At 72.1% G+C, this 11,390-nt stretch carries 13 protein-coding genes; 8 read left to right on the plus strand and 5 right to left on the minus strand.

Annotation, left to right across the window (positions count from 1 at the left end; all coding sequences use genetic code 11):
• Positions 1–110: 110 nt before the first annotated feature.
• Together ACZ6NZ_RS29335 and ACZ6NZ_RS29340 are read right to left on the minus strand one after the other, a co-directional pair.
• Positions 111–1,130, minus strand: a complete 1,020-nt coding sequence (locus ACZ6NZ_RS29335) for a glycosyltransferase family 2 protein (RefSeq protein WP_465861141.1) — start codon at positions 1,128–1,130, stop codon at positions 111–113.
• A complete protein-coding gene (locus tag ACZ6NZ_RS29340) occupies positions 1,118–2,395 on the minus strand; it encodes a cytochrome P450 (RefSeq protein WP_465861142.1) in 1,278 nt (425 codons plus the stop codon). The genes ACZ6NZ_RS29335 and ACZ6NZ_RS29340 overlap by 13 nt, the downstream gene beginning before the upstream one ends.
• A 143-nt stretch (positions 2,396–2,538) precedes the next feature.
• Here ACZ6NZ_RS29340 and ACZ6NZ_RS29345 point away from each other — a divergent pair, with 143 nt between their 5' ends.
• Positions 2,539–2,940, plus strand: coding sequence for a hypothetical protein (locus ACZ6NZ_RS29345; protein ID WP_366611904.1), 402 nt, complete (start codon positions 2,539–2,541; stop codon positions 2,938–2,940).
• Positions 2,941–3,060: 120 nt separating this feature from the next.
• On the opposite strand, the gene ACZ6NZ_RS29350 is transcribed toward ACZ6NZ_RS29345, so the two are convergent.
• Positions 3,061–3,279, minus strand: a complete 219-nt coding sequence (locus ACZ6NZ_RS29350; protein ID WP_030336536.1) for a DUF397 domain-containing protein — start codon at positions 3,277–3,279, stop codon at positions 3,061–3,063.
• 69 nt (positions 3,280–3,348) lie between these two features.
• Here ACZ6NZ_RS29350 and pepN point away from each other — a divergent pair, with 69 nt between their 5' ends.
• Positions 3,349–5,865, plus strand: coding sequence for an aminopeptidase N (gene pepN / locus ACZ6NZ_RS29355; RefSeq protein ID WP_465861143.1), 2,517 nt, complete (start codon positions 3,349–3,351; stop codon positions 5,863–5,865).
• Positions 5,866–5,993: 128 nt separating this feature from the next.
• On the opposite strand, the gene ACZ6NZ_RS29360 is transcribed toward pepN, so the two are convergent.
• On the minus strand, positions 5,994–6,167 hold the full coding sequence (locus ACZ6NZ_RS29360) for a hypothetical protein (RefSeq protein ID WP_465861144.1): 174 nt from the start codon (positions 6,165–6,167) through the stop codon (positions 5,994–5,996).
• Positions 6,168–6,190: 23 nt separating this feature from the next.
• Between ACZ6NZ_RS29360 and nadD the strand changes: the two genes are divergently transcribed.
• The 6 genes from nadD to ACZ6NZ_RS29390 all read left to right on the plus strand — a co-directional run bounded on the left by nadD (position 6,191) and on the right by ACZ6NZ_RS29390 (position 10,256).
• A complete protein-coding gene (nadD, locus tag ACZ6NZ_RS29365) occupies positions 6,191–6,787 on the plus strand; it encodes a nicotinate-nucleotide adenylyltransferase (RefSeq protein ID WP_355009302.1) in 597 nt (198 codons plus the stop codon).
• Positions 6,788–6,897: 110 nt separating this feature from the next.
• Positions 6,898–7,305: a ribosome silencing factor gene (rsfS, locus tag ACZ6NZ_RS29370; RefSeq protein WP_238670899.1), complete on the plus strand. Its 408-nt coding sequence runs from the start codon at positions 6,898–6,900 to the stop codon at positions 7,303–7,305.
• Entirely contained in the window at positions 7,302–7,961 is a 660-nt protein-coding gene (locus tag ACZ6NZ_RS29375; protein WP_465861145.1) for a histidine phosphatase family protein, read from the plus strand. The genes rsfS and ACZ6NZ_RS29375 overlap by 4 nt, the downstream gene beginning before the upstream one ends.
• 48 nt (positions 7,962–8,009) lie before the next feature.
• A complete protein-coding gene (locus tag ACZ6NZ_RS29380) occupies positions 8,010–8,864 on the plus strand; it encodes a DegV family protein (protein WP_465861146.1) in 855 nt (284 codons plus the stop codon).
• Positions 8,865–8,867: 3 nt separating this feature from the next.
• The gene (locus ACZ6NZ_RS29385) at positions 8,868–9,641 is read left to right on the plus strand and encodes an SDR family NAD(P)-dependent oxidoreductase (protein WP_465861147.1); all 774 of its coding nucleotides are present in this window, start codon (positions 8,868–8,870) and stop codon (positions 9,639–9,641) included.
• 240 nt (positions 9,642–9,881) lie between these two features.
• Positions 9,882–10,256 (plus strand): VOC family protein, encoded by a 375-nt coding sequence (locus tag ACZ6NZ_RS29390; protein ID WP_465861148.1) that lies wholly within the window; start codon positions 9,882–9,884, stop codon positions 10,254–10,256.
• 55 nt (positions 10,257–10,311) lie between these two features.
• Here the strand turns inward: ACZ6NZ_RS29390 and hemC are convergent, their stop codons facing one another.
• Positions 10,312–11,247: a hydroxymethylbilane synthase gene (gene hemC, locus ACZ6NZ_RS29395; protein ID WP_465861149.1), complete on the minus strand. Its 936-nt coding sequence runs from the start codon at positions 11,245–11,247 to the stop codon at positions 10,312–10,314.
• Positions 11,248–11,390: the final 143 nt, after the last annotated feature.

The following is an 11,390-nucleotide window of genomic DNA, read 5'->3' on the forward strand; positions in this document are numbered from 1 at the left end:
CGGCAATGAGCCACCCAAGCAATCATCGACGCCGAACCTAGCGGCAACCAGCCGAACCGATCACCACGTACATAGAAGCGTCTTGCAGTTTCGGCTGGGGTTCTGTGTGCCTACCGGCGGTAATGTCCCCACCGAAAGTGCAAGATCGCGGGCATTCGTGGGGTGCGCGGGGCGGGGTTGGCGGCTCGGCGGATCCGGGTGTCGCCGTAGCGGACGCCGCCCAGCAGGAGGCGTCGGGTGACCGCCAGCCAGCCGCACACACCGCGTTCCAGCAGCCAGAGTGGGGCCGCCAGCGCCGTGGCCGGCGGGAACACCCGGGTGCCGCCCGCGCGGCGGCGGCCCACCTCGGCCAGGGCGACGACACCGGCCACCGCGCCGAGCAACAGCCGGGGGCGGCGCGACGCGACCGCCACGGCCGGCAGCACCGCGAGCGCGATCAGCAGGCGAGCCGGCTGAGCCAGATCGTCGTACGCCTGACGCACCCGTTGACCACGGAAATGCGCGGCGTCGGGAGGCAGCCGGCGGACGTACAGCCAGGCCGGAGTCGCCTCGATGCCGCCGTACCCGCGCACCGTGCGGATCAGCTCCAGGTTCTCGAAGAGCACGTCCGGGTCGTACCCGCCCATGGCGAGGAAGGTGCCGCGCCGCACGGCGAGGGTGCCCGGGTAGTCCGCTCCGAGCGCCCGGTTGAGCAGGGTACGGCCGGTGTCCCACCAGGCGTGCCAGGGCAGCGGGTCGAAGTAGTTCTGCGGTCGTACCAGGTCGGCCTTGTCGAGCAGACGGTGTACCGCGGTCAGCGCCGACTCGTCGTACCGGACGTCGTCGTCGGCGATCACCACGTGCTGATGGCCGGCCGCGCGGACGCCGGTGTGTACGCCCAGCACCTTGCCGTTGAGCCCACCCTCAGCCGGATCCGGTGGAAGGTGCCGGACCAGCCCCCGCCACGCCTCGGCGTGCCGGGCCAAGAGAGGCGGAGGTGAGCCGTCGACCACGAGCACCTCCACCCGGTCACCCAGCCAGCGCAGGTAGTCGGTCAGCTCGGTCAGCCCGGTGTCGGTGTGCCAGCGCAGCGGCAGCACGTACGACATCGGTAGGCGGGTCGCTTCAGTCCGCCCGGTCACCTCGACCACGCACGATCATCGTCCGTCCGGGAGGAGTGGCGGACGTTGGTGAGGGTCAGCCCGAGAGGCGGCAGCGCGGGCATCCGGTGCAGATCCAGGGCCAGGTTCTGGACCGGCACGTCGTAGCGCATGGTGGTGGTCAGGTTGGTGACCGCCCGTTTCATCAGGTCGATGGTGATCCACTCGCCGGCACAGCGGTGCCCGGCCCAGTGGTCGCCGCCGCCCTGCGGGATCAGCTCGTACGGGTCCACCCGGCGGCCGGCGAACCGCTCCGGGCGGAACAGCTCCGGTTCTGGCCAGAGCGTCGGGTGGTGGTTGGTGCCGTAGAGGTCGAGCAGCACCCGCCGACCCTTCGGGAAGTGGTGGCCCTGCCAGTCGAAGGACCGTCGGACCCGGGCGGCCGCCATCGGAAAGAACGGGTAGTGACGGCGTACCTCCTGGACGAAGTGGTCGGTGGACTCGTCGTCGTCGCGGACCCGTTCCCGCCAGGCCGGATGGTCGTGCAGGGCGAGCGCGGCGAAGGTGATGTACTGGTCGATGGCGACCACCGGGCGCAGGACGTTGAGCAACTCCACCGCCGCGATCCGCCGGGGCAGGAGGTCGCCGCGCCCGTCGCGGTGTTCGGCGATCACGGCCAGGGCGCTGCCGGTCGGCGCCGGGGCGAAACCGACCCGGGTCCGTTCGATGAGGTCGGCGAGCCAGCGTTCGGCGCGGTACCGGGCGATCCGTCCCCGCCAGTGTCGGGGTCCCAGCACGGCGGGGGCCTCGATCATGGCGTGCAGCTCGACGGCGCGGCGCTCGACCTGTGACGCGGGCAGCGGCACCCCGGCCCAGGCGCAGACCACCCGGGTCAGCAGCCGACCCAGCTCGTCGTAGAGCGACACCGGACCGGCATGCTCCCAGGCTGCGACGCGGGCCCGCCACTCGTCGTCGAAGAGCTGACCGAGCCGCTGGATCGCCGCCGGCGTCATGATCGACATGAACATGGCCTTGCGGTCGACGTGCTCCGGCCCGTCCAGCCCCTGCACCCCACCCCTCCCGGTCAGGGTCCGCTGCACTCGCAGCGGCATCGCGGTGGCGCGCTGGAAGCGGTCGTTGTCGTAGAACAACTCCGCCGCCGGCCGGCCGCGCAGGCAGATGGTCGGGGCGAGCAGGATCCGGGTCGTGAAGACGTCGCTGCCGTACCGTTCGCAGCGCTCGCCGATGAACCGGTAGCCGGCGCGGCGCATTGCGAGGGTGCTGTCCGGGCTGCGGTCGGCCGGCATGGTCGCCATCGGGTCTCCTCACGCGCGCGCTCGCGGCTGGTCGCGCTCGCGGCTGCGCTTACCCCCGTCGTCGCCGCTGAACCCCGCTCGGCTGGCCCCTCCCAGGGGCGGCGGAACCTGGTTTGCTGGTGCAACGAGCACGGGGAGGGCGGATGCGCGACAACAGAGCGCCGCACTGGCGGCAGCGGCGGGTGGCCGGGGCACTGGGCGGAGGCCGCGACGGGCGGTCCCTGATCGGGCCGCCTCGGCGGCCCACCCGTCCGCATCGGTTCTTCACGGTGCACCTGGGCTTCACCGCGCCCGGCCCGGCCGAGGCGCGCGAGCTGGCGGTGGCGTACGCGGAGGCGTTGAGCCTGCTGCGCTCGGAGGTGGCGCTCGGTGCGGCGGCCCTGTCACCGGCGGACGCCTGGCAGCGCGCCGAGCGGCTGTTCTGCGGATCGGTCGGCCCGGACGGAGAGCGCTGCGTCGACGTCGCCGACCATCCCGGGTTCCACCATGCCCCGGGCCCGGGTGGCCTCGGTTGGGGCGACGGCGACGGCCCCGGCGATGGTTGAGCACCGGCCCCGGGTGGCCGACCCAGAGGTGCGCCGGCCTGCCCGCCAGCGCGGCCGTGCCGGTGTCCCGATCACGGGCACCGGCACGGCGATCCGCCACCGACTGGTCGGCGGGCACGGTCAGTCCAGGTCGAACTCGCCGTCCTGCGCGCCGGCCACGAAGGCGTCCCATTCGGCCTGGGTGAAGACCAGCACCGGCCCGTCCGGCTCGGCCGAGTTGCGCATCCCGATCAGATCGTCGACGAAGGCGACCTCGACGGCGCTGTCGGAGGTGTCCCCTTCGGCCCGCTGCCAGACCGCCCGAGAGAGGTCGAAGTCGCCCTTGGGGTGCTGCGCCATGGTTCTTTCCTCCAGTGCCGAGGGTCGTGTGGTGACCGGGTGCCGATCCCCATCGGGCAGGATAAGCGGATGCCGAGCCTGACCCGTGTAGAGGCGACCGCGCGTGGCGCGGCGATTACTGTCGAGTCCTATCAGGTGGACCTCGACCTGACCGCTGGCGGCGACCTGTTCCGCTCCCGCGTCGAGATCCGGTTCCGGGCCACCCCCGGCGCCGCGACCTTCGTCGAGGTCAGGCCCGTCACACTGCACGGTGTACGCCTCAACGACCGTGACCTGGACCCCGGCCTGCTCACCGACAACCGGCTGCCGCTCGACGGGCTGGCCGAGGAGAACACGCTCGTCGTCGAGGCCGAGATGGCGTACTCGAAGACGGGGGAGGGGATGCACCGTTTCGTCGACCCGGCCGACGGCGAGACGTACCTCTACGCCACGTCCTTCCTCGACAACGCACAGCGCATCTTCGCCGCCTTCGACCAGCCCGACCTCAAGGCCCCGATCACCCTCTCGGTCACCGCGCCGTCGCAGTGGATCGTCACGGGCAACGCCGAGCTGGCTGCCAACCCGGCCCCCGGGCGTTGGGAGTTCGCCCCGAGCGCGCCTCTGGCGACCTACTTCTTCTCGCTGATCGCCGGGCCGTACCACGTCCGGCGGGCCGAGCACGACGGCGTGCCGCTGGGCATCTACTGCCGCCGGTCGCTCGCCGAGCACCTGGACGCCGACGCCGACGAGATCTTCACCGTCACCCGGCAGTGCCTGGACCGGTTCCACCAGCTCTTCACCGAGCGCTACCCGTTCGGCAAGTACGACCAGGCGTTCGTGCCCGAGTTCAACGCGGGGGCGATGGAGAATCCGGGCATCGTCACCTTCCGCGACGACTATGTGTTCCGTTCGGCGGTCACCGACACCGAGCGCGAGCAGCGGGCCACCACGATCGCCCACGAGATGGCGCACATGTGGTTCGGTGACCTGGTCACCATGCGCTGGTGGGACGACCTGTGGCTGAACGAGTCCTTCGCCGAGTACCTCGGCACCCGGGTCACCGCCGAAGCGACCCGCTTCGACCAGGCCTGGACGACCTTCGCCATGCGGCGCAAGGCCTGGGGCTACGCCGCCGACCAGCGGCCCTCCACCCACCCGATCGCCCCGCCGGAGGTCGTCGATGCCGAGGCGGGCCTGCTCAACTTCGACGGCATCTCGTACGCCAAGGGTGCCAGCGTGCTGCGGCAGCTGGTCGCGTGGCTCGGCGACGAGGCTTTCCTCGCCGGCCTGAACGCGCACTTCGCCGCACACCGCTTCGGCAACGCCACCCTCGCCGACCTGCTGGCCAGCCTCTCCGCCAGCAGCGGACGGGATCTGTCCGACTGGGCCGAGCTGTGGTTGCGCCGCCCGCAGGTCAACACGCTGCGTGCCGAGGTCGAGGTGGACGCAGACGGTCGCTACCGCGAGGTGGCCGTGGTGCAGACCGCGCCCGAGTCGTACCCGGTGCTGCGCCCGCACCGGGTCGGTGTGGGGCGCTACTCGCTGGACGGCGCAGCGCGGCGCGACGAGGTGGACATCGACCCCGACGCCGACGGGGGTCGTACCGTGCTCGGTGCGTTGACCGGCGAGCCGGCGGCCCGGTTGTTGCTGCTCAACGACGGTGACCTCACCTTCGCGAAAGTACGCCTCGACCCGGCGTCGGCGGACGTCGTCCCGCAGGTGCTGCCCGCTCTGACCGATCCGCTGACCCGGGCGGTCCTCTGGCGCGAGGCACTCGACTCGACAACCGACGGCGAACGGCCGGTCACCGGCCTGGTCGACCTGATGGCCGCGGCGCTGCCCGCCGAGACCGAGGTGATCATCGCGGAGGACGTCCTGACGCTCAGCCGGTCTTTGGTCGACCGCTACCTCGACCCGCTGACCCGTTCCGCGGCGCTGGCCAGGGTCGCGGGGACGTGCCAGCGGCTGCTCGACGGCGCGCCGGCCGGGGAGTCGTTGCAGCTCGCCGCCGCACGGGGTTGGATCGCCGCGACCACCGACGCGGATCTGCTGGTCGGTTGGCTCGCCGGCCGGGACGTGCCGGCCGGCCTGAAGGTCGACGCGGAGTTGCGCTGGGCGGTGCTGCGTCGCCTGGTGGTGCTGGGGGCCGCCGGCGAGGCGGAGATCGCCATCGAGGCCGCCGCCGACGTCAGCGCCACGGGCGCGGAACGGGCCGCCCACTGCCGGGCGGCCCTGCCCGACCCAACGGCGAAGCAGGCCGCCTGGGAGATCATCGTGCGGGACACCGACCTGTCCGGTCGGCTGCTGGAGGCGATAGCCGAGGGGTTCTGGCAGCCCGAGCAGGCCGACCTGACCGCCGCGTACGTCGATCGGTACTTCGCGGAGATGCCGGCCGCCGCGCACCGGCGTACCCCGTGGACGGCCGACCGGGTGGCCGCCCTGGCGTTCCCCCGCTACGCCGTGGCGCAGCCCACTCGGGAGGCGGCCGCGGCGCTGCTGGCCCGCGACGACCTGACGCCCGGCCTGCGCCGGGTGGTGACCGACGCCGACGACGACCTGCGTCGCGCGCTGGTCGCCCGCACGGCGGTGGCCGCCGCCTCGGCCTGACCGCTGCCCGCGCCTGCCGTGCGGCACCCCTGCCGCGCGGCGCGCCTGCCGCGCGGAGCGCCTGCCGCGCGGCGCGCCTGCCGCGCCGTCTGATCCGTCGGGTGGCGCCTCCTTGATCGACTCGGTTCTCATGAACTCGCGGTGTCCGAGCCTCCCGGATGCGCCGACTTCCAGGAAGCTGAGTTGATCACCACCCCGCTGTCGACCTGATCACCGTGCGGCGGCGGGGTGGTCGCGGCGCGCTGGACCGTGGGCTGGAGTGAGGTGACGTACGGCGAGGGCGGGCCGGGACGGTCGGTCACGACCCTCGGCCTACGATCATCGGGTGGAGGAAGATATCCGGCGGATCGGGATCATGGGTGGCACCTTCGACCCGATCCACCACGGGCACCTCGTCGCGGCCAGTGAGGTGGCGGACCGGTTCGGCCTGGACGAGGTGGTCTTCGTGCCCACCGGGCAGCCGTGGCAGAAGGCCGACGAGCCGGTCAGCCCGGCCGAGGACCGCTACCTGATGACGGTGATCGCCACCGCCTCCAACCCCCGCTTCCAGGTCAGTCGGGTCGACATCGACCGCAGTGGGCCGACCTACACGGTCGACACCCTGCGTGATCTTCAGGCCGAGTACGGGCCCAAGGTGCAGTTGTTCTTCATCACCGGGGCGGACGCCCTGCAACGCATCCTGTCCTGGAAGGACCTGGATGAGATCTTCGAGTTGGCCCACTTCGTCGGCGTGACCCGGCCCGGTTTCCCGCTGAGCGACAAGCACCTTCCGGCGGACACCGTCAGCCTGATCCAGGTGCCCGCGATGTCCATCTCGTCGACCGACTGCCGCGCCCGGGTCGCCCGAGGTGAGCCGGTCTGGTACCTGGTGCCGGACGGTGTGGTGCAGTACATCGCCAAGCGGAGCCTCTATCAGCGCTGAGCACGCCCGTTATGACCAGTTTCGTGGCGCTAACCGACCAGAACTGGACGATCGGGGTGCCGCCGGGTGTGAGACGCTTGGAGGATCGCACGTCTGATCGAAGGAGAACGGTGACAGTTTCCGAACGCGCTCACGAGCTGGCTATCGCTGCCGCCCAGGCCGCCGCGGACAAGAAGGCGCAGGACATCACGATCATCGACGTCGGCGACCAGCTCGCCATCACCGACGCGTTCGTGCTCGCCGCCGCCCCCAACGAGCGTCAGGTGCTGGCCATCGTCGACGCCATCGAGGAGAGCCTGCTGGAGCTGCCGGAGAAGGCGAAGCCGGTGCGGCGCGAGGGCGAGCGGGGTGGCCGCTGGGTGCTGCTCGACTACGTCGACGTCGTGGTGCACGTCCAGCACACCGAGGAGCGCGAGTTCTACGGGCTCGACCGCCTCTGGAAGGACTGCCCCACCATCCCGTTCGTCGATCGCGACCTGGTCGAGGCCGACGCCAGCGGGTCCGCCGCAGCCGAATGACCCGACTGATCGTCTGGCGGCACGGCAACACCGACTGGAACGCCGCCAACCGTGTCCAGGGTCAGCTCGACGTACCCCTCAACGAGCGTGGTCGCGACCAGGCTCGCGCCGCCGCGCCGCTGCTCGCGGCGCTGCGGCCCGACGCCATCGTGGCCAGCGACCTGAGCCGCGCCGCGGAGACCGCCGCCGCGCTCGCCGCGCTGACCGGCCTGCCGGTCCGCACCGACGCCCGGCTGCGCGAGCGGCACTTCGGCCAGTGGCAGGGTCTGCACCTCACCGAGGTCGCCGAGCGGTTTCCCGACGAGTACGCGCGCTGGCGGGCCGGCGACCCGGACCCGGGCGCGGATCTGGAGTCCCTGCACGACCTCGGCGAGCGGGTCGGTGCCGCGCTGCGGGAGGCGGCCGAGGCCGCGGCCGGCGGCACGGTGGTGATCGCCACCCACGGTGGCGGCTCCCGGCAGGGCATGGGTCATCTGCTCGGCTGGGACACCGGCGTGCTGCGCTCCGTCGGCTCGTTGGCCAACTGCCACTGGAGTGAGCTACGGCACGACGGCCGTGCGCCGGCCATCGGGCGTCCGCAGGACGTCAGTGGCTGGCAGTTGCGGGCGCACAACGTCGGCCTGATCACCGCCCCGGTCGCCGTCGACGCGGTCTGAGCATTCGCGCCTCGGCGTTCGCGCCCTCGATCGGCTAGCGTGCCGGGCATGCCCGTCGCGGTTGTCATCGACTCCACCGCCTACCTTCCGTCCGAGCTGGTGCAGGCGCACCGGCTGACCGTCGTGCCGTTGACCGTCGTGCTCAACGGCGCGGAAGGGTTGGAGGGGGTGGAGACCCAGCCGGCCGACGCCACCCGGGCGTTGAGCGCCCGCCGGGTCTCCGCGACCACCTCCCGCCCGGCACCCGAGCAGTTCGCCCGCACGTACCGCCGACTGCTCGACGCCGGTGCCGACGGGATCGTCTCGGTGCACATCTCCGCCGCGCTGTCCGGCACGGTGGAGGCCGCCCGGCTCGCCGCCGCCGACCTGGACGGCCGGGTCGAGGTGGTGGACAGCCGCTCGGCGGGCATGGGGCTGGGCTTCCCGGCCATCGCCGCCGCCACCGCCGCCGAAGCCGGCCACGACCTTGCCGCGGTACGCGACGCGGCGCTCGCCGCCATCGCCCGCACCACGGTCTGGTTCTACGTCGACACGCTGGAGTTCCTCCGCCGTGGCGGCCGGATCAACGCCGCCGAGGCGTTGGTCGGCACCGCGCTGTCCGTCAAGCCGATCATGCATATGCCGGACGGGGCGATCGTGCTGCGCGAGAAGGTGCGCACCGCCAGCCGGGGAGTGGCCCGTCTCGTCGACCTGGCCGTCGAGGCCGCCGACGGCGACGACGTGGATCTCGGGGTGCACCACCTGGCCGCGCCGCAACGGGCCGAGGCGTTGCGCGCCGCGCTGACCGAGCGGTTCGGCGACCGGCTGCACGACACGTACGTCTCCGAGGCCGGCGCCGTCGTCGCCGCGCACGCCGGGCCGGGTCTGGCCTGCGTGGTCGTCCACCGCCGGCCGGAGGGCTGAGCGGTGTCCACCGCGCAGGTGGTGACCGGGGGCGGTCGCGGTGTCGGCCGGGCCGTGGTGGAACGGCTGCTGGCCATGGGTGCCACCGTCGTCGTACTGGAACACGACGCCGACGCGGTCGACTGGTTGACCCACCATCCGGCCGCCGACCGGCTCGTCGCGGTGGTCGGCGACGCCGCCGACGAGCAGGTGGCCGAGCACGCCGCCGAACTGGCGGAGCGCGCCGCGCCGCTGACCGGCTGGGTGAACAACGCAGCGGTGTTCCGCGACGCCACGCTGCACGCCGCGTCGGCCGACACGGTACTGGAGCTGATCGGGTTGAACCTGCGGCCCGCCGTGGTGGGCGCGGCGGTCGCCGTCCGCCGCTTCCTGGCCCGCGAGGCCGGCGGCGCGATCGTCAACGTCTCGTCGCACCAGGCCCGTCGACCGGTGTCCGGTGCCCTGCCGTACGCGACGGCGAAGGCCGCGGTGGAAGGGCTGACCCGGGCGTTGGCCGTCGAGTACGGGCGGCACGGCATCCGGGCCAACGCGGTAGCGCTCGGCTCGATCGCCACCGAGCGGCACGCCGCATTCCTCGCCACCCAGGAGCCTGCCCGGGCCCAGTGGATCGACGCCGAGCTGACCCGACTTCACCCGGTGGGACGCATCGGGCGGGCCGACGAGGTGGCCGAGGCGGTCGCGTACCTGCTGTCACCCGCGGCGAGCTTCATCAACGGAGTGACGCTGCCGGTGGACGGCGGGAGGGCCGTGCTCGGCCTCGACCCGGAGGCCCGCTGACCGTTCTCGTCGTGCCGCTGCTCTTCGCCGCTGTGTTAGCCTCCGTACGCGCCCCAGATGGGCCTACCCCCCGGAGGTTCTGGCTACTTCAGCCACCACGCCGAGATCGACGCGACGTACGCGTCTCTCGGGTGGGATCCGGGGCGTCGGTGCCCTCGGGGCTTCGTCATCTGCGAGGTGGGTGAACGCTGCTGGGCTTCCGGTCGGGTCTTCGGATCGACCGGGAAGAGGACGGTACGGATGACAGTCACGTTCAACCACACCATCATCGCCAGCAAGGACAAGAGCGCCTCGGCCGCGTTCTACCGGGAGCTGTTCGAGCTGCCGGAGGCACCGTCGTGGGGACCGTTCGCCAACATCCAGCTGGACGAGGGTGTGCTGCTCCAGTTCGCCGAGCCACCGGTGGACATCCAGATGCAGCACTACGCGTTCCTCGTGGACGATGAGTTGTTCGTGCGGTGCCTGGCGTTCGTCGAGGGGCGTGGCATCACGTACTGGGCCGACCCGCAGCTGAAGCGGGAGGGCGAGACCAATACCGAGCACGGTGGACGGGGCTTCTACTTCTTCGATCCGGCGGGACACGCCATCGAGATCATCACCCGCCCGTACCTGTAGCAGGCCCGACGGCCGGTCGGGCGCTGTCGCCGCACCGGCCGTCAGCCTCGCTGCTTCAGTCGTGCGCGGGCAGGTCGAGCAGGTCGCGGGCCCCCTGCCGGAGCAGGGCGGCGGCGACCGAGGTCCCGAGGGTGATCGGGTCCGTCGCCCATTCGTGTACGTCGAGCACCGTCTTGCCGTCGACGCTGATCACCCTCGCCCGTAGGCCGAGGCGTCCGTCGGATTCGGTGCGGGCAAGCGCGGCGATGGGGGAGTGACAGCTGCCCTGCAGGATGTGCAGCATGGTCCGTTCCGCCACGGTCTCCCGCCAGGCCCGGGGGTCGCCGAGGCTGACTGCCAGGTCGCGGGTGCTGGTGTCGTCTTCCCGGCACTGCAGAACCAGGGTGCCGGAGCCGACGGCCGGGACCATCGTGTCGACGTCGATCGGGTGGGTGATGCGGGCGGCCTGCCCGATCCGCTCCAGCCCCGAGACCGCGAGCAGCAGTGCGTCGTACCTGTCCCCGGCGTCGAGTTTGGCGAGCCTGGTGTTCGCGTTGCCCCGGATGGCCACCGGCACCAGGTTCGGCCAGTGCAGCGCCAGTTGCGCCACCCGCCGGACGGCGGAGGTGCCGATCCGGGTACCGGGGGGCAGTTGGTCTATCCGCAGCCCGCCCGGGTGCACGAGACAGTCCCGGACGTCGTCACGGGCCAGGTAGGCGGCCATCACCGTGCCGGCCGGCGCCGGCCGGTCTCCGGGGACGTCCTTGACGCAGTGCACCGCCAGGTCCACGTCGCCGGCGATCAGGGCGGCGTCCACCTCCTTGGTGAACGCGCCCTTGCCACCCAGAGCGGCCAGGTCACCGTGCCAGCGGTCTCCGCTCGTCGACATTGACGTCACGTCCACCACGAGATCGGGGTGTCGGTCGGCGAGCATCGCGCGGACCCGCTCGACCTGCGCGAGTGCCATCGGAGAGTTGCGCGTGCCGATGCGCAGACGGCGGGAGTGGGGCATACGGCGAGGGTAGTCCGCTCGATGTGCGCGCCGATGACCAGACCGGGAAACGCGGGCCACGCTCCGCGTTCTCCCTCACGCATAGCAGATCAACGCATGATCAGGGCGTTGTCCACAGTGGCGGTGGTTGTCCACAGGGCGCG

The organism is Micromonospora sp. NPDC047756 (assembly GCF_055587245.1).